This is a genomic window from Kitasatospora sp. NPDC029367 (assembly GCF_055569135.1).
The window spans coordinates 1-16,433 of sequence record NZ_JBVHYH010000084.1 but is presented as its reverse complement, the minus strand read 5'-3'; the positions used below and the strand labels follow the sequence as shown (position 1 = coordinate 16,433).

Here is a 16,433-nt window from a genome sequence, read left to right as displayed (position 1 = left end):
TCGAACTCCCGCCTGCGGGACGGGAGTTCGAGGACCGGACCTACAGCTCCTCGTCCAGCCCCTGCTCGATCGCGTACCGCACCAGCTCCACCCGGTTGTGCAGCTGCAGCTTGCCCAGGGTGTTCTGCACGTGGTTCTGCACCGTCCGGTGCGACAGCACCAGCCGGTCGGCGATCTGCCGGTACGACAGGCCCTTGGCCACCAGCCGCAGCACCTCGGTCTCCCGGGCGGTCAGCTGCGGGACGGCCGGTGCCGAGGCCGGGGCCGGCTCCGCGGCCAGCCGGCGGAACTCGCCGAGCACCAGCCCGGCCAGGCCCGGCGTGAACACCGCGTCGCCGACGGCCGTACGGCGCACCGCGTCCAGCAGCTCCTCCCGCCCGGCCGACTTCACCAGGTACCCGGTCGCCCCGGACTTCACCGCCTCCAGCACGTCCTGGTGCTCGCCGCTCGCCGACAGCACCAGCACCCGGACCGCCGGGTCGTGCCCGACCACCTGACGGCACACCTCGGCGCCGGGCAGGCCGGGCAGGTTGAGGTCCAGCACCACCACCTGCGGCGAGCAGGCCCGGGCGCGGCGCACCGCCTCCTCGCCGTCGCCCGCCGTGGCCACCACGTCCAGGCCCGCCTCGGCCAGGTCGCGCGAGACGGCGTCCCGCCACATCGGGTGGTCGTCCACCACCATCACCCGTACCGGCCGGTCGGTGGCCGGCGGCCCGGCGGCCGGCTGGTCGGTCATCGGCTGGTCGGTCATTGAGAGGCCTTTCTCGGAACGCGCAGTTCGACCTCGACGCCCTCCCCGGGCGCCGAGTACAGCTCGGCGGTGCCGCCGAGGTCCAGCACCCGGCCGCGGATGGACTGGGAGACGCCCAGCCGCCCGGCCCGCTCCGCCTCGCCGAGCCGCCCTGGGGCGTAGCCCGGGCCGTCGTCGCGGATGCTGACCGTGACGGCCTCCGGCTCGTCCTCCACCAGGATCCAGGCCCGGGCCGACTCCCCGGCGTGCTTGCGGACGTTGTCGACGGCCGCCCCGACCGCCGCGGCGAGCTCGCCCGCCGCCGGGCCGGGCAGCAGCACCGGGGTGCTGGGGGCGGAGAGCGTGATCCGCTCGTCGGCGTAGCGGCGCAGCAGTGCGGTCAGGTCGCGCGGCCCGGCCGGGTCGACCGCTTCGGCCCGGTCCGGCTCCGGCGGCCGCTGGGCCGGCAGCGGGCCGCCGGTCATCAGGGCCCGCAGCGCGCGCTCCTGCTCACCGGCGAGGCGGCCCAGCTCGGCGAAGTCGGAACCGTTGCTGCTACCGCCGCCGGTGCCGCCGCCCCCGCCCAGCTCGGCGCCCCGGCGCTGGACCAGGGCGAGCACCTGGAGCACGCCGTCGTGGATGTCCCGGGAGAGCCGCTCGCGCTCCCGGGTGGCCGCCTCGACCTGGAGCGCCCGGGTGAGGGTGGCCTCGCTGGCCCGGGCCAGTTCGATCACGTACCCGATGGCGCAGCCGGCCACCAGCAGCAGCACGATGTTGTGGATGTTGTCGCCGGTCGGGCCGCCGTGGAAGAGGATGTTGGCCACCCCGATCACCGCGCCGGCCGCCGCCGACGGGCGCCAGCCGCCCTTGGCGGCGAAGCCGAGGACGGTCCCGGCCGCCCAGATGGTCGGCAGGGTGGGCGCGCCGTGGCTGATCCGGGCCGGGGCGTCGGTCATCCCGCTCATCACGATGCCGGTCACGGCCAGGGCGAGGTCGAAGCCGAGGACGTACCAGGTGCAGCGCTGCGGGTTGGCGAAGGCCCGGGTGCTGGCGAGCGTCCAGAGAATCAGCGCGCCGAAGTAGATCCAGCCCGCGACCGGGTGCAGGAAGTGCAGGTACGAGTTGAAGTACCGGAGCAGGGCGTAGCAGAGGGCGAGCACCCGGAAGTACGAGATCGCCTTCCACAGCGGGAGCTCGACGGACATGCCGCCGGCCGCCACCGCGCCGCCCACCGCGGCACCCGTTCTCGCGCCGTCCGCCATCTCCCGGCCCCTCCCCCTGGACCCGACCGGGTCGGTCAGGCCGACCCGGTGCCGTTCTGCTCCTGCTGCGCGGCCTTCTCGGCCTTCTCCGCCTCCGCCGCCTTCTCGGCTTCGGCGGCCTCGGCCTTCTCCGCCTTGGCGGCGGCCCGGCGTTCGGCGTCGGCCTTCTTCTTCTCGTCGGCGATCTGTCGCTTGGCGGCGGTCGCGTAGATGTCCACGTACTCCTGGCCGGAGAGCCGCATGATCTCGTACATCACCTCGTCCGTCACCGAACGGAGGATGAAGCGGTCGTTCTCCATGCCGTGGTAGCGGGAGAAGTCCAGCGGGCGGCCGATCCGGATGCCCGGGCGGATGCCGAAGTTGGGCACCACCTGGCCGGGCGGCTGCACCTTCTCGGTGTCGATCATGGCGACCGGGATGACCGGGGCGCCGGTGGCCAGCGCGACCCGGGCCAGGCCGCCGACCTTGCCGCGGTACAGCTTGCCGTCGGGCGAACGGGTGCCCTCGGGGTAGACGCCGAACAGCTCGCCGCGGTCCAGCACCGCGATGGCGCTGCGGATCGCGGCCTCACCGGCGCCGCGCACGCCCGAGCGGTCCACCGGCAGCTGGCCGACGCCCTTGAAGAAGGCGGCGGTCAACCGGCCCTTGAGGCCAGGGGTGTTGAAGTACTCGGCCTTCGCGATGAAGGTCACCCGACGCCTGATCAGCGCGGGGAAGAAGAACGAGTCCGAGAAGGAAAGGTGGTTGCTCGCGATGATCGCCGCACCTTCGGTGGGGATGTTCTCCTCACCCTCGATCCACGGCCGGAAGAAGATCCGAAGCAGTGGCGCGACGATCATCTTCATCAGTCGGTAGAACAACCCGGGCCTCCTGTTATGCGGACCGGTCGATCCTAATGCCCCGCGGCCACCCGCTGTGCCCGGGCCCGCCGTAGGGGGTGTACGTCCCGGCGCGGGGCGTGGGACGATGCGGATTCCTGCAGCTCCCCTCTCAGCGTCCCCTCCCCCAGCGCCACCCGCCCGCGAAGGAGTCCGCCATGCCGCTGCTGCCCGGTGCCGAACCGTACCGCCACCGTGGCGGACCGGTCGGGGTGCTGCTGTGCCACGGCTTCACCGGGTCCCCCCAGTCGCTGCGGCCGTGGGCCGAGGAACTGGCGGCGGCCGGGTTCACCGTCTCGCTCCCGTTGCTGCCCGGGCACGGGACCCGTTGGCAGGACATGCAGGTCACCCGGTGGGAGGACTGGTACGCGACGGTCGAGCGCGAGCTGCTGACCCTCGCCGAGGAGTGCGAGCAGGTGTTCGTCTGCGCGCTGTCGATGGGCGGCGCGCTGGCGCTGCGACTGGCCGCGCTGCACGGCGCCACGGTGTCCGGGCTGGTGCTGGTCAACCCGTCGGTGCGCTCGGACAACCCCGCCGGGGTACTGCTGCCGGTGCTGCGGCACCTCGTCCCGAGCATCCCGGGGATCGCCAACGACATCCACAAGCCCGGCGCCCGGGAGCTCGGCTACGACCGGACGCCGCTGCACGCCGCGTGGTCGCTGAGCCGGCTGTGGCAGGAGGTCCAGCGGCGGCTGCCCGAGGTGACCCAGCCGGTGCTGCTCTTCCACAGCCCGCAGGACCACGTGGTCTCGCCGGCCAACTCGGACCTGGTGCTGGCCCGGATATCCTCGACGGACGTGACGGAACGGCTGTGCCAGCGCAGTTTCCACGTCGCGACGCTGGACCACGACGCGGCGGAAATATTCGCGGCGAGCCTGGACTTCATCCGACGGCTGGCTCCCGCGCACGCGGCGGGCGCCGACAGGGCCGAATCCGACGATCACCATGGCTGAAGGGCCGGAAGTGCACGAGAGCAGCACGGCGGGCGGCGGGGACGACAAGCCCCGCGAGGACGGCGCGCGGACGGACGGAGCGCGCACCGACGGTGTGCCGAAGGACGCCACCGCCCAGGGGGACGCCGCCGGCGGGGGGAACGCCACCGTCCACGGGGACGGCACGGTCCAGAACGGCGGCGTCCAGGGCAGCGGCGTCCAGGGCGGCCCGGCCGCGGGCGGTACGGAGGCCGACGGCGCCGCGCCGGGCGGGCCCGCCGGGGAGGACACCACGGCTGCGGCGCCGTCCCGCCCGCGCCGCAGCGCTCCCGAGCGCAGCCAGGCCGAGCAGGACGCGATCTTCGCGGCCCTGGTCGCCCAGTTCGACGACCCGGTCGACCTCACCAACCCCAACTGGCCCGAGGTCGAGAACCTCCGGGCCCAGAACGAACTCAAGGGCGGCTACAAGGACGGTTACAAGGACGGCGGCCCCAAGGCCGGCCAGGGCGACCCGGACGACCTCTCGGACCTCGCCCCGCAGCCGCGCGCCCGCTCCGGCCGCCCCGTCCTCCCGGCCTCGGCCCCGGGTCCGCGTGACTTCGAGCTGGCCGAGGACACCGACGAGGGCCACTTCGTCCCGCCGGAGCCCCCGCCGCTGCCGCCCGCCGACACCACCGCCAAGTTCGCCTGGCTGGCCGTGCTCGGCGGCCCGGCCCTGCTGCTGATCGACGCGGTGGTGTGGCGGGAGATCTCCGGCTGGCCCGCCTGGGTCGGGGTCACCGCCTTCCTCGGCGGCTTCGTCACCCTGGTCGCCCGGATGAAGGACCGCGACGAGGACGAGCCGGAGGACCCGGACCACGGCGCCGTCGTTTAGGGCCCGGCGCGGGGGCGGTTCTTAGTGGTCGTCGCGCGGGCCCTGCCGGGTCGCGAGGTCAGGCTGCCGGGAGCTCCAGCACGGCCAGCACCGGCAGGTGGTCGGTCGCGGCCCGCAGGTCGGCCCCGGTGACCCCGGGCAGCCCGTGCGGCACCCCGCAGCCGAGGACGGCGATCCCGGGCGTGGCGAAGACGGCGTCGATCCGCTGGTAGGGGTTCTCCGGGACGGACGTGAACTCGCCGCCCCAGGGCGCGGTCGGGTACCCGTCCCGCATCCGGGAGGCCAGCAGCTGCCAGCCCGGCCCGTCCGGGTGCTCGTTGAAGTCCCCTGCCACGACGCCGTGTTCGGTGATCGCGAGCTGGTCGAGCAGCAGCTCGAACTGCCCGTACCGCTCCTGCGGGTCCAGACTGAGGTGGCAGCTGGTGACGGTGAAGGGCGCGGTACCGGGCAGCCGCAGCAGCGCGGTGGCGAAGCCGCGCGCGTGCAGGCCGCGGGTCTTGGGCAGCAGCCGGTCGTACACGCCCAGCACCTCGACCGCGCCGGGCCGGCCGAGCAGCAGCGGTCCGGCGGCGGTGCGCCCGCCCCCGGCCAGGACGGCCGTCCCGGTGTTCCGGGCCAGCCAGGCGGCCTGGCCCTCCGGGCGCCAGTAGCGCGGTGACTCCTGGACGCAGACCAGGTCGGGCGCGCAGGCCCGGATCACCCGCGCCAGCGCCCGCCGGTCGTCGCGCAGCGAACGGATGTTGTAGCTGAGCAGGCGCAGTCGGCGCGGGCCGCCCGGCGGCGGTTCGACGGGTGCGGCGGTCATGGTCCTCCCCTGGTGCGGTGTCCTGGGAAGGACGGTAGTGCGACGGCGGCGGCGCGTCCGGGATTGGTCGGGGCCCGGTCGCACCGCCGCCGGCGGGTCTGGCAGGAGGTACCGCGGTCAGGTGCGGGCGAGGTCCGCCGCGCCGACGATGCCGGCCGCGGAGCCCATGGAGGCCAGCACGACCTCGGCGCGGGGGCGGTGCACCCCGCCGGTCAGGTAGTGCTCGAAGGCCTTGGCGACCGGGTCGAGCAGCAGCCGGCCGGAGTCGGAGACGCCGCCGCCGAGCACGAACACGCCCGGGTCGAACAGCGCGGCGAGGTCGGCCATGCCGCGACCCAGCCAGTCGGCCAGCTCGGCGTAGCACTCCAGGGCGAGCGGGTCGCCCTCCTCGGCCGCCTCGGTGATGTGGATGCCGCGGATGGTCTCGGCGACGCCGTCGTTGAGGTCCAGCATCCGCTTGCCGCGCACCGGGTCGGCCGCGGCCTTCTCCCGGCCGTAGCGGCGCAGCGCGCGCCCGGAGCCGTACTGCTCCCAGCAGCCCTTGCCGCCGCAGCCGCACTGGAGGCCGTCCGGGACCATGTTGAGGTGGCCGATCTCGCCGGCCACGCCGAAGCGGCCGCGGTGCAGCCGCCCGTCGAGCACGATGCCGCCGCCGATGCCGGTGCCGACGGTGATCAGCACCATGTCCTGGTGGTCGGCGGCCGCGCCGAAGCGGAACTCGGCCCAGGCGGCGCAGTTGGCGTCGTTCTCGACCACCGCGGACAGGCCGGTGAGCTCCTCGATCCGGCCGCGCAGCGGCTCGTTCTCCCAGTCGATGTTGGGCGCGAAGATCACCGTGGAGCGGTTGCTGTCGACGAAGCCGGGGGCTCCGACGCCGACGGCGGTGACACCGGGGTGCTGCTCCTTGAGCTCGCGCACGGCCTGCGCGATGGCGTCGACCGCCCACTGGGGGTCGGCCGGGGTGGGCACCCGGGTCCGCGCCAGGATCGCACCCGCCTCGTCGACCACGCCTGCCGCGATCTTGGTCCCGCCGACATCGACGCCGATGGTCAGAGCCATGTGTCCCTCAGCTATTCACTCGTTCCCGCTGGACGGAACGGTACCGCCCAACCCTGCCCCCGTACACAGCCTCGCATACATTATCCGAAGACAATTCTGGGACTGCCGGGCCGGGATGCTTCAAAAGTCGTATCGAATTTCCCTCTTCGTGACGTACGGGAGCAGACTGATCACGCTGCGGAATTCACGGATTCACTGCTTGGCGGACGGCCCGTCAGCCCCGTCAGCCCCGGCGGCGTCTTCGGCGTCCTCGGCCCGGCCGGGCGCGTCGAGGTCGATCTTCTCCACCGACGCCCCCTCCCCGGCCGTCCAGCGCTGCTCGTGCCCGGCCACCGCGGCCCGGTAGGCGGCCAGCAGCTCGGCACCGGCGGCGGCCAGCCCGGAGCCGGCCGCGGCGAGGTGCGAGTAGACCTCCGGCTGCTGGGTGCGCAGGCGGTCGGCCAGCCCGGAGAGGGCGATCAGGGTGGTGGCGCTGGTCTCCTGCGCCTTCTCGCCGACGGCGGCGGCGAACCGGCGCACCTCGTCCACCAGCGGGCCCAGCTCCGGTCCGAACGGGTGGGACGGCCCGCTCCCCTGCTCCGTGCCGGGCTCGGTACGGTCGTCGGTGCTGGTCATCGCGGGCGCCTCCTCAGCCGTGGCCGCACCCCGCGGCCCCGTTCGGGCCGACGCTACCCGACCGGCCGGGCCCCGAGGAAAGGCCGGAAGGCCCGTCAGCCCTGCGGCCAGAGCGAAGGGTCGGGCGCGAACCGCACCGACAGCACGCCCTCGTGCAGGCCCGCCCCGGCGACCGTGCAGCGGCGCAGCGCGGCGGGCAGCGGGAGCACCCGGCGGTGGGCGCCGAGGCCGACCACCAGGTCGTCGCCCCGGCGGACCAGGTCCAGCCCGGAGCGGTCGGCGCCGGGCAGGTCGAGGTGCCAGACCAGCAGGCCGTCCTCGGCCAGCCGGTCCTCGACCGGCCAGGGCTGCGGTTCGAGCCGCTCGGGGCCGGGCCCGGCCCCGTACAGCCGGTCGGCGACGGCCTCCAGGGTGGCCTCGGCCAGGCCGGTGACCAGCACCGGGGCGTCGGTCTCGGCGGCGAGCCGGTCCAGCTCCTGCTGGCGGCGGCGGGCCAGCTCGGCCAGCCAGGGGTCGGGCGAGGCGAGGGCGGCGGGCGGCAGCGCGCCGTGCACCACGACGGCGTCCGGCCGGTGGCCGTACAGCGCGAGCCCGGCCCGGACCCGGCGCAGCTGCTCGTACGGGTGGCCGTCGGCGGAGACGACCAGCCGCACGCTGGTGCCCGGGTCGCTGATCGCGGCGCGGGACTCGGCGAGCACCGCCGCGGCCTTGGTGCGCCCCTCGTACAGCCACTCGGCGGGCATCGGGACGCCGGCCAGCCCGGCCAGCAGCGGGCGCAGCGCGCGGGCGGCCTGCCGCTGCTCGGGGACCAGCCGCTCCAGGTAGCGGGTGAGCTGCTCGGGCAGGGCGAGGGTGGCGATCAGCTCGGCGGGTGCCGGGGCGAGCACCACCAGGACGTCCTGGTCGGCGGCGGGCAGCGCGCGCAGCAGGGCGAGCCGGGCGATGCCGGGGAGGGCGGTCAGCTCCTCGGGGTCGAGCTGTTCGGCGCCGAGCAGGTCGAGGGCGGGCTTGAGGCGGCCGGTGAGCTCGCCGACGGCGTACCGGAAGGCGGCCTGCTCGTCGATCCGGGAGACCGTCAGGCCCGGCGCGTAGCGGAGCGGTTCCGGCTCCAGCCGGGTGCCGAGCGCGGAGTCCAGGGCGCGGTGCGGGTCGTCGGCGGCCAGCAGCCAGGTGCGGTGGCCGCGCCGGGCGGCGTGCAGGGCGGTGGCGGCGGCCACGACGGGTGCGCCCGCGTCGCCGCTGACCAGGATGGTGCGTGTCGCCGTCATGCCGTCAGCCCCCGTTCCGCCGTGCCCGGGCCCGTCAGCCCTCGACGCGCTTCTTCAAGCCGGCCAGGGCGCGGTCGATGATGACCTTCTCGGCCTTGCGCTTGATCATGCCGAGCATCGGGATCTTGACGTCCACGGCGAGCTGGTAGGTGGCCTCGGTGCGCCCGCCGGACAGCGGGGCGAGGGTGTAGGAGCCGTCCAGCGAGCGGAGCATCTGGCTGCGGACGAGGGTCCAGCTGACCTCGCGGTCGCCGTCCCAGGTGTAGGCGAGGGTGTGTTCGTCGCGGATGGCGCCGGCGTCGAGCAGCAGCCGGACCTGGGCGGCGCGGCCGTCCTCGCCGCTCTCCAGGACCTCGATCTCCTTGACCTCACCGGTCCAGGCCGGGTAGGCGGCGAAGTCCGCGATCACGGCCATGACCGCGGCCGGGGTCGCGTCGATGATGATGCTCGACCTGGTGTGCTCCGCCATGGAAAGGCCCTCCGCCTCGTCCTTCTGCCTGCCCGGTCCGGTCGGGGCACGCTCGGCCCGATCCGCCCGGAGCAGGCTATCGCGACCGGCGATCTCCTCGGCGGCGCGGGCACCGGCGACGGCGGGCGGGATGAAGGCGGCGGTCGAGGCGGGACGGCCCAAGGGACGGCGGGCAGGACGGTCGGCGGGGCATGCTACCGGCCGGTCACCTGTGGGCTGCCGTAGGGTGCCAGTCGAACGACCCGGTCACGGCCTGGTCCGACCCGGCCGGGTGTGACACTTCGAACACCGGGGCCGACCCCCCTGGTCGAAGCTGCCTACCGGGCAGTAACGTCCTGCCGTCCCGCAGCGTCGCGAACGAGGAGCAGTCTTGCTCGACTTCAGCCTTCCGGCCCTCTACCAGGTACCGAGCGGCGGTAACCTCTCCGACCCTGTGCACCGGAACGCCGAGGAGCACCCGGACGTCGCGGTGCTCAGCCGGAAGGTGGACGGCCGCTGGCAGGAGTTGACCTCGGTCCAGTTCCTCGCCGAGGTGCACTCCGCCGCGAAGGGCCTGATCGCCGCGGGCATCGAGCCCGGCGACCGGGTGGGCGTCATGTCCCGCACCCGGTACGAGTGGACGCTGCTGGACTTCGCGATCTGGACGGCCGGCGCGATCACCGTGCCGGTCTACGAGACCTCCTCGGCCGAGCAGGTCGAGTGGATCCTCGGCGACTCCGGCGCCGTCGCCCTCGTCACCGAGACCGACCGGCACGTCGAGGTGGTCGCCGAGGTCCGCGACCGGCTGCCGGAGTTGAAGCACACCTGGCAGATCGAGGGCGGCGCGCTCGCCGCACTGGCCGAGGCCGGCCGGGACGTCCCGGACGCGACCGTCCAGGAGCGCCGGGCGATCGCCGGCCCCGACGACATCGCCACCATCGTCTACACCTCGGGCACCACCGGCCGCCCGAAGGGCTGCCAGCTGACCCACGGCAACTTCCTCGCCGAGTGCGGCAACGTGGTCGAGCGCCTGACCCCGCTGTTCCGCACCGGTGAGAGCTCCGTGCTGCTCTTCCTGCCGCTGGCCCACGTGCTCGCCCGGATCGCCGAGATCGCCCCGGTGATGGCCCCGATCAAGCTGGGCCACGTCTCGGACATCAGGGACGTCACCGCCGAGCTGGCGTCGTTCCGGCCGACCCTGATCCTGGGCGTGCCCAGAGTGTTCGAGAAGGTCTACAACACCGCCCGCGCCAAGGCCCAGGCCGACGGCAAGGGCAAGATCTTCGACAAGGCCGCGGAGACCGCGATCGCCTACAGCCGGGCGCTGGACGCCGGCGGCGCGGGCCTGGTGCTGCGGCTCAAGCACGCCGTCTTCGACAAGCTGGTCTACAGCAAGCTGCGGGCCGCCCTCGGCGGCCGGGCCACCCACGCGATCTCCGGCGGCGCCCCGCTCGGCGAGCGGCTCGGCCACTTCTACCGGGGCATCGGCTTCACCGTCCTGGAGGGCTACGGCCTGACCGAGACCTGCGCGGCCACCGCCTTCAACCCGTGGGACAAGCCGAAGATCGGTACGGTCGGCCAGCCCGTCCCCGGCGCCTCGGTCCGGATCGCCGAGGACGGCGAGGTCTACTTCAAGGGCCCGCACGTCTTCACCGGCTACTGGAACAACCCGCAGGCCACCGCCGACACCCTCAAGGACGGCTGGATCGCCACCGGCGACCTCGGCGCGCTGGACTCCGAGGGCTACCTGACCATCACCGGCCGCAAGAAGGAGATCATCGTCACCGCGGGCGGCAAGAACGTCGCCCCGGCCGTGATCGAGGACCGCATCCGGGCCCACGCCCTGGTCGGCGAGGTCATGGTGGTCGGCGACCGCAAGCCCTTCATCGCCTGCCTGATCACCGTCGACCCGGACTTCTTCCCGAAGTGGAAGGAGCTCAACGGCAAGCCCGCCACCGCCACCGTCGCCGAACTCGCCGAGGACCCGGACCTGCTGGCCGCCCTCCAGTCCGCCGTGGACGACGGCAACGCGGCCGTCTCGCACGCCGAGGCGGTCAAGAAGTTCCGCCTGCTGGACACCGAGTTCTCCGAGGAGAGCGGCCACCTGACGCCCTCTCTCAAGCTCAAGCGCAACGTGGTGCTCAAGGACTACGCCGCCGAGATTGAGGCGCTGTACCGGAAGTAGGGCCGCACCGGCGGCCAGGACGGTACGCCGAAGGGCCCCGGGGACTCCCCCGGGGCCCTTCGGCGTCGTACCGGCGTCTTGCCGGCGTACCGGGCGTCAGCCCGCCAGCAGCGAGGTCAGCCGCCCGGCCAGCAGGTCCCAGCGCCACGAGCGCTCCACCCAGCGCCGACCGGCCTCCCCCATCCGACGGCGCAGCTCCTCGTCCCGCAGCAGCCGGACGATCCGCTCGGCCGAGGCCTCGGCCGAGCCGCCCGGCACCACGTACCCGGTCTCGCCCTCCAGCACCGCGTCCGGCGCCCCGCCGGAGTCCCCCGCGACCACCGGCAGGCCGGTCGCCGAGGCCTCCAGGTAGACGATCCCCAGGCCCTCCACGTCCAGCCCCCCGCGCCGGGTCCGGCAGGGCATCGCGAAGACGTCCCCGGCCCCGTAGTGGGCGGGCAGCTCGGCCCACGGCACCGAGCCGGTGAACCGCACCGAGTCCCGGACCCCGGTGGCGTCCGCCAGCTTCTCCAGCTCCGCCCGGTACGGCCCGCCGCCGACGATCAGCAGCACCGCGTCCGGCACGTCGCGGAGGATCAGCGGCATCGCCTCGATCAGGGTGTCCTGGCCCTTGCGCGGCACCAGCCGGGAGACGCAGACCACCACCGGCCGGTCCGCCAGCCCCAGCCTCCGGCGCACCTCGGCGCCCCCTGAGCCGGGGTGGAAGGTCGTCTCGTCCACGCCCGGTGGCAGCTGCACCATCCGGGCCGCGGCCCGCGGCCCGACCGCGGCGGCGATCCGCGAGCGGGTGTACTCACCCAGGTAGGTCAGCACGTCGGTGCCCGCGCCGATCCGCCGCAGCAGCTGCCGGGAGCCCGGCAGCTGGGCCCAGGCGGCCTCGTGCCCGTGGGTCATGCCGAGCAGCCGCCCGGCCCCGGCCCGGCGCAGCGCGGGCGCCATCAGGCCCAGCGGGGCGGCCGCCCCGAACCAGACCGAGTCGCACTTCTCGGCGCGCAGGATCTCGGCGGCCCGCCGGGTGACCCGGGGTGTGGGAACCATCACCTTCGTACGGTCCCGGATCACCGGGAACGGCTGCTCGGCGTCGAAGGCGCGCACCTCGGTGCCGTCCCGCCAGGTCGAGGCGTACACCACGATGCTCCCGGCGGGCTGACGGACGGCCATGTTGTGCACGAAGGCCTGGATGCCTCCCGGGCGGGGCGGGAAGTCATTGGTGACGATCAAGGTTCTGTGCATCAGGCCACGGCTCGCTCGGTCGGGGGGTGCTCGGTGTACCGCTGGGTGATCCGTACGATAGGTCAACACCATGACCCGCCGGGAACGGAACCGCACACGGCAACCGTTTGACCCCCGGGTCAGTCCTAGTACCTAGGCCGCGGATGCGGCGGCCCGGGCGTCCGTCCGTACGACGCCTCCGGTGAGGACGTCGAGACGAACGAGGGAGCGCAGTGGAGTTGGCCCCGGCCACCGAGTCCGGTTCTTCACCCGGCCGCCTCGGCCGCCCGCTCGGGGCGCTCGCCGCCCTCGGGGCGACCTGGGTGGCCACCCGCACCGTGCTGGTGCTGCTGATGACCGGGGTGCTGAGAGCGCCCGGCGGCGACGTCACCGCCGACGTCTGGATGATCTACCACGCCTGGTACGGCGTGCTGCAGACCGGCACCTTCCCGTTCGACGACGTCACCTGGCAGTACCCGCCGGGCGCCGCCCTGGTGATCCTGCTGCCGGGCCTGCTGCCCTGGTCGTACCTGACCTCGTTCTGGGTGATCTGCGGGATCGCCGACGCCGCCGCGGCCGCGCTGCTGATCCGCACCGGGCTGCGCCGGGGCCGGGTGCTGACCGGCGCCTGGCTGTGGGTGGTCGCCGTCCCGCTGCTCGGCCCGATGATCTACAACCGCTTCGACCTGCTGGTCACCGCGCTCGCCCTGGCCGGCCTGCTGGCGCTGGTCCGCCGCCCGGCGATCGGCGGGCTGCTGCTGGGCCTGGGCGGCATCGTCAAGATCTGGCCGCTGCTGGGCCTGATCGGCACCCCGTCCGGCCGCCGCACCCGCCGCTCCTGGACGCTGGCCGCCGCCACGGCGGTCTCGGTCGGCTTCCTGCTGGCGGCCGGGATGAACGGCGCCTTCGGCTTCCTGGCCTTCCAGGGGGCCCGCGGCATCGAGGTCGAGTCGGTGGGCGCGCTGCCGCTGCACATCGCCCGGCTGGCCGGGGGCTGGGACGGCAGGGTCACCATGAACTACGGCTCCCCCGAGATGCTCGGGCCGTGGGTCAGCGTGATCAGCAAGGTGATGATGGCCGGCACCGTGCTGGGCTTCCTCTGGCTGCTGCTGTGGCGCTTCACCGCCCGTCGGCGCAACGCCGCCACCATGTACGACGCGGCGCTCTGCGCGCTGCTGATCTTCGTGGTGACCAGCCGGGTGATCAGCCCGCAGTACCTGGTCTGGCTGATCGGCGTCGCGGCGGTCTGCCTGACCGTGCGCGGCACCAGCCAGCGGCCGGTGGCGCTGCTGGTCCTGGTCGCCTGCCCGCTCACCCTGCTCGAGTTCCCGACCATGTTCACCCAGGTCCTGAACAGCGAGCCGCTCGCGGTCGCCGTGCTGGGCCTGCGCAACCTGCTGCTGCTGACCGCCGCCGTGCTCTCCGGCATCCGGCTCTGGCGCTCCACCCGCGCCTCGACGGCCCTGGCGCCCACCGTGGTCCTGGCCGAACCCCCGGCCCTGCCGGCCGCCTCCGCCTACCCGGTCCGCCCGGGCATCGCGTACGAGCAGGACCTGCTGGACGGCATCGACCACCCCGCCGGGCGGTAGCGGCCCAGCCCAAGGCCCCGGCCCTCCCGTGCCCGGCCCTACCAGCCCTAGCCCTTCAAGGCCTCGACCTCGGTCAGCCACAGCCCGGTGAACTCGGCCAGTCCGACGCCCAGTTCGGCCCGCAGCAGCCGGTCCGTCCGGTGCGCCCGGTCCTCGCCCGCCCCGTCGGCCGCGCCGACCGCCCGGTAGAAGGCGACCAGCCGCTGTGCCCCGTACCGGCGGGCGATCAGCTCGCAGGCCAGCCAGGACTGCTCGTAGGCCTGGGCGATGCCGTCGGCGCCCGCGGCGAAGTCCGCGTCGGCGGGCAGCGCGGTGGGCAGCTTCCCGGCGGCGACGTCCCGGGCCAGCTCGGGCGCGATCTGCTGCGGGCGCCGCCCGGAGTCCCGGTAGGCCGTCCAGTCGGCGACGCCCTCGGAGAGCCACAGCGGGGTCCACGCCCGGGTGTCGGCCCGGGTCGCGACATGGGTGGTCTCGTGGGTGACGACCACCTGGCGGCCGAAGTCGCTGAGCTTCGCGAAGGCCTCGGGGTTGACCACCACCCGGTCCGCCGGGGTGTGCCGGGGCGCGCCGGGCGCGGCCACGGTGACCGCCGCCATGCCCGTCCAGCCCGCCGGGTCGGCCTCCAGCAGCCGGGCGAACTGCTGCTCGGTGGCGGGCAGTTCCAGCAGCAGCCGGCCGGGCCAGGCGTCACCCCAGACCGCGCTGACGGCCGGCACCGCCTTGTCCCCCACCGGGACCAGCCCGGCCGGGTCGGGCCCGTCGGCCAGGCCGAGCACCAGGCAGTGGGCTCCGGCGGCGGTGCGGACGGGGCCGAGGTCCCACGGTGCCGGGGGCCCGCCGGTGCCCTCCTCGTGCTCGACCCGCCAGCCGCCCCCGTCCCGGACCAGCTCGATCCGGCGCGGGTACACCACCGGGTACTCGTCGTACCCGGCGATCCGCAGCGCCAGCTCGACGGACGCGTCCTGCCGCTCCGGCCCGGCGGGCGGCGAGAGCACCAGGTTCCGGTACGCCGCCTCGGCCCCGGTGAGCCCCGACCAGGCGGGCAGCGAGCGCGCCCGCGCCGCCAGCAGGGCGGTGACCTCGGCCTGCCGGTCGACGGCCCGCCCGCCCGGCGGCGGGGCCACCGGGGGCAGCGAGAGCTGGGCCAGCCCACCGGCCGCCAGCAGCAGCGCGCCGCGCCGGGACAGCACCCGGCGCGCGGGGTCTATCGGGTGGGGGCCGTCCGACCCGGGGGGCGTCGTGCTCAGAGCCGGACCACTCCCGAGACCGGCATCGCGTTGACGCTCTCGTACCGGACCTTGGCGCCGGGGTACGGGGCGTGCACCATCACTCCGCCGCCGGCGTACATCCCGACGTGGTGCATGTCCCGGTAGAAGATCACCAGGTCTCCCGGCCGCGCTTCGGAGAGGCTGATCCGCTGCCCGGCGTACGCCTGGGCCTGCGAGGTGCGCGGCAGGGTCACTCCGGCCTGCCGCCAGCTGTAGTACATCAGACCGGAACAGTCGAAGGCACGCGGCCCGGTGGATCCGTAGACGTAGGGCGAGCCGACCATCCGCACCGCGGCGGCCAGCGCCGCCGCCCCGCGTTCGGAGGCGGCCGGGGCGTTGCCGAGGTCCAGCCGGTCGGTGCCGCGGGTGGCGCGCTGCTCGGCCTCCCGGGCGTCCTGGGCGACCATCCGGTTCCGCTCGGCGGCGCCCAGGCTGTTGAGCAGCTTCTGCGCCGTGGCGAGGCGCTGCTGGATCTGCTGCTTGCTCTCGGCGAGCGAGCGGCGGGCCTCGTCCAGCTCCGCGAGCTTGGCGGCGGCTTCGGTGCGGCGCTGGTCGAGCCGGCGCTGACGGGTGACCAGCTCGTGCAGGGTCTCCTGCTGGCGCTCGGCGGCCTGGCCGAGGGTGCGGGCCCGGGTGAGGTAGGCCTCCGGGTCGCTGGAGAGCATCAGCTGGGCGGTCTGGGTCATCCCGCCGCCCCGGTACTCGGCCCCGGCGACCGTGGCGAGGTCCCCGCGCAGCTCGTTGAGCTGCTCCTGGGCGGTGGCGACCTCGCCCTGGAGGATCGTGGTCTCGCCCTGCAGCCGCTTCTGCGCCTCCTGCGCGGCGTTGTACTTCTCCGAGGCCTGTTCGGCCTCGTCGTACAGCTGCTCGACCTGGGCCTTGACGTCCTTGCGGTCGGGCGCGTCCGGCGCCCCGGGGGCGGCCTGGGCGCTGCCGGCGGTCGCCACGCCCAGGGCCGTGGTGGCGGCCGCGGTCAGTACCAGCGCACGGGCGAGCAGTTGGGAACGACGGTGCACGGGCATGGCGGCAACGGCTCCAGTCCTGCGGCGCGGCCCCGCGGCCGCGCCCCGGTGGGCGGCCGTCGAGCGGGAGTCCGGTGGCAGACGTTAGCGAGTCCGGGCAAGTGAGTCCAAACCCCTACCGACCCGAATATTTGACCCCCAATCGGACACCAGGTCGAGCCGCCGGAAAAGCCGCAGGCCCGGGGGGGGGGGGGGGGGGGGGGGGGGGGGGGGGGGGGGGGGGGGGGGGGGGAGGGGGGGGGGAGGGGGGGGGGGAGCGGGGGGGAGGGGCGATCATTAACCCCCA

Annotated in this window: 15 protein-coding genes; 4 read left to right on the top strand and 11 right to left on the bottom strand. The window is 74.6% G+C overall.

The window, feature by feature from the left end; all coding sequences use genetic code 11:
* Nucleotides 1-40: 40 nt before the first annotated feature.
* From ACZ4W5_RS32570 to ACZ4W5_RS32560, 3 genes are read right to left on the bottom strand one after another with little or no spacing between them, the layout of a single operon-like run.
* Complete coding sequence (locus tag ACZ4W5_RS32570; protein ID WP_465658602.1) at nt 41-751, bottom strand: response regulator; 711 nt, start codon at nt 749-751, stop codon at nt 41-43.
* Entirely contained in the window at nt 748-1,992 is a 1,245-nt protein-coding gene (macS, locus tag ACZ4W5_RS32565; protein WP_465658601.1) for a MacS family sensor histidine kinase, read from the bottom strand. Before macS ends, ACZ4W5_RS32570 begins: the two co-directional genes overlap by 4 nt.
* Nucleotides 1,993-2,027: 35 nt before the next feature.
* Complete coding sequence (locus tag ACZ4W5_RS32560) at nt 2,028-2,852, bottom strand: lysophospholipid acyltransferase family protein (RefSeq protein ID WP_465658599.1); 825 nt, start codon at nt 2,850-2,852, stop codon at nt 2,028-2,030.
* Between the two features lie 176 nt (nt 2,853-3,028).
* Between ACZ4W5_RS32560 and ACZ4W5_RS32555 the strand changes: the two genes are divergently transcribed.
* Together ACZ4W5_RS32555 and ACZ4W5_RS32550 are read left to right on the top strand one after the other, a co-directional pair.
* A complete protein-coding gene (locus ACZ4W5_RS32555; RefSeq protein ID WP_360227853.1) occupies nt 3,029-3,823 on the top strand; it encodes an alpha/beta hydrolase in 795 nt (264 codons plus the stop codon).
* Between the two features lie 10 nt (nt 3,824-3,833).
* Nucleotides 3,834-4,676 (top strand): hypothetical protein, encoded by an 843-nt coding sequence (locus ACZ4W5_RS32550; RefSeq protein WP_465658598.1) that lies wholly within the window; start codon nt 3,834-3,836, stop codon nt 4,674-4,676.
* A gap of 58 nt (nt 4,677-4,734) precedes the next feature.
* Here ACZ4W5_RS32550 and ACZ4W5_RS32545 read toward each other — a convergent pair whose 3' ends face one another.
* The 5 genes from ACZ4W5_RS32545 to ACZ4W5_RS32525 all read right to left on the bottom strand — a co-directional run bounded on the left by ACZ4W5_RS32545 (nt 4,735) and on the right by ACZ4W5_RS32525 (nt 8,892).
* Complete coding sequence (locus ACZ4W5_RS32545) at nt 4,735-5,481, bottom strand: endonuclease/exonuclease/phosphatase family protein (protein WP_465658597.1); 747 nt, start codon at nt 5,479-5,481, stop codon at nt 4,735-4,737.
* Nucleotides 5,482-5,598: 117 nt separating this feature from the next.
* Entirely contained in the window at nt 5,599-6,540 is a 942-nt protein-coding gene (locus ACZ4W5_RS32540; protein ID WP_360227862.1) for an ROK family glucokinase, read from the bottom strand.
* 192 nt (nt 6,541-6,732) lie between these two features.
* Nucleotides 6,733-7,155 (bottom strand): DUF5304 family protein, encoded by a 423-nt coding sequence (locus ACZ4W5_RS32535; RefSeq protein ID WP_465658596.1) that lies wholly within the window; start codon nt 7,153-7,155, stop codon nt 6,733-6,735.
* A gap of 95 nt (nt 7,156-7,250) precedes the next feature.
* Nucleotides 7,251-8,423, bottom strand: a complete 1,173-nt coding sequence (locus ACZ4W5_RS32530; protein WP_402487457.1) for an ArsA family ATPase — start codon at nt 8,421-8,423, stop codon at nt 7,251-7,253.
* A 34-nt stretch (nt 8,424-8,457) separates the two neighbouring features.
* Nucleotides 8,458-8,892 (bottom strand): SRPBCC family protein, encoded by a 435-nt coding sequence (locus ACZ4W5_RS32525; RefSeq protein WP_360227871.1) that lies wholly within the window; start codon nt 8,890-8,892, stop codon nt 8,458-8,460.
* A gap of 370 nt (nt 8,893-9,262) precedes the next feature.
* Between ACZ4W5_RS32525 and ACZ4W5_RS32520 the strand changes: the two genes are divergently transcribed.
* A complete protein-coding gene (locus tag ACZ4W5_RS32520) occupies nt 9,263-11,056 on the top strand; it encodes an AMP-dependent synthetase/ligase (protein ID WP_360227874.1) in 1,794 nt (597 codons plus the stop codon).
* Nucleotides 11,057-11,152: 96 nt separating this feature from the next.
* On the opposite strand, the gene ACZ4W5_RS32515 is transcribed toward ACZ4W5_RS32520, so the two are convergent.
* Nucleotides 11,153-12,289, bottom strand: coding sequence for a glycosyltransferase family 4 protein (locus ACZ4W5_RS32515; protein WP_360227877.1), 1,137 nt, complete (start codon nt 12,287-12,289; stop codon nt 11,153-11,155).
* A gap of 212 nt (nt 12,290-12,501) precedes the next feature.
* Here ACZ4W5_RS32515 and ACZ4W5_RS32510 point away from each other — a divergent pair, with 212 nt between their 5' ends.
* Nucleotides 12,502-13,857, top strand: coding sequence for a glycosyltransferase 87 family protein (locus ACZ4W5_RS32510; RefSeq protein ID WP_465658594.1), 1,356 nt, complete (start codon nt 12,502-12,504; stop codon nt 13,855-13,857).
* Between the two features lie 47 nt (nt 13,858-13,904).
* On the opposite strand, the gene ACZ4W5_RS32505 is transcribed toward ACZ4W5_RS32510, so the two are convergent.
* The gene (locus ACZ4W5_RS32505; RefSeq protein WP_465658593.1) at nt 13,905-15,047 is read right to left on the bottom strand and encodes a hypothetical protein; all 1,143 of its coding nucleotides are present in this window, start codon (nt 15,045-15,047) and stop codon (nt 13,905-13,907) included.
* Between the two features lie 53 nt (nt 15,048-15,100).
* A complete protein-coding gene (locus ACZ4W5_RS32500; protein ID WP_465658591.1) occupies nt 15,101-16,147 on the bottom strand; it encodes a C40 family peptidase in 1,047 nt (348 codons plus the stop codon).
* Nucleotides 16,148-16,433 lie beyond the last annotated feature (286 nt).

Excerpts from the sequence above, each read along its gene's own strand:
- ACZ4W5_RS32570 (WP_465658602.1), bottom strand. The coding sequence starts at position 751 with ATGACCGACCAGCCGATGACCGACCAGCCGGCCGCCGGGCCGCCGGCC.
- ACZ4W5_RS32535 (WP_465658596.1), bottom strand. The coding sequence starts at position 7,155 with ATGACCAGCACCGACGACCGTACCGAGCCCGGCACGGAGCAGGGGAGC.
- ACZ4W5_RS32515 (WP_360227877.1), bottom strand. The coding sequence starts at position 12,289 with ATGCACAGAACCTTGATCGTCACCAATGACTTCCCGCCCCGCCCGGGA.
- ACZ4W5_RS32530 (WP_402487457.1), bottom strand. The coding sequence starts at position 8,423 with ATGACGGCGACACGCACCATCCTGGTCAGCGGCGACGCGGGCGCACCC.
- ACZ4W5_RS32525 (WP_360227871.1), bottom strand. The coding sequence starts at position 8,892 with ATGGCGGAGCACACCAGGTCGAGCATCATCATCGACGCGACCCCGGCC.
- ACZ4W5_RS32555 (WP_360227853.1), top strand. The coding sequence starts at position 3,029 with ATGCCGCTGCTGCCCGGTGCCGAACCGTACCGCCACCGTGGCGGACCG.
- ACZ4W5_RS32545 (WP_465658597.1), bottom strand. The coding sequence starts at position 5,481 with ATGACCGCCGCACCCGTCGAACCGCCGCCGGGCGGCCCGCGCCGACTG.
- ACZ4W5_RS32540 (WP_360227862.1), bottom strand. The coding sequence starts at position 6,540 with ATGGCTCTGACCATCGGCGTCGATGTCGGCGGGACCAAGATCGCGGCA.
- ACZ4W5_RS32500 (WP_465658591.1), bottom strand. The coding sequence starts at position 16,147 with ATGCCCGTGCACCGTCGTTCCCAACTGCTCGCCCGTGCGCTGGTACTG.
- macS (WP_465658601.1), bottom strand. The coding sequence starts at position 1,992 with ATGGCGGACGGCGCGAGAACGGGTGCCGCGGTGGGCGGCGCGGTGGCG.